Raw genomic sequence first — 238 nt, forward strand, 5'->3', positions numbered from 1 at the left:
GGCATGAGGGATTCGAGCTGACCAGAGAAGATGTCGAAAACCTTACCGACTACGCTGCGGGCATTATCGACGCTGAGGAATACCGGGTGAGAGCACACGCAACGGTGCGCGCGCAGATGAAACTTGCCCGTACAAGTGCTTAAGACATGCCCAAATCTTACGAGTCTTGGGAATCGTATTTTTACCCTGAAACATACGACCCCGACACGAGACAAGGAACTCTACGAAACCTATTCGG

General features: G+C 51.7%; 1 pseudogene. It reads left to right on the plus strand.

What is annotated here, in order from left to right:
• A pseudogene (locus QP415_RS12855) lies at positions 1 to 143 on the plus strand (hypothetical protein); the annotation flags it as partial.
• Between the last annotated feature and the right edge of the window lie 95 nt (positions 144 to 238).

Source organism: Pauljensenia sp. UMB3104, assembly GCF_030217285.1.
GTDB lineage: Bacteria > Actinomycetota > Actinomycetes > Actinomycetales > Actinomycetaceae > Pauljensenia.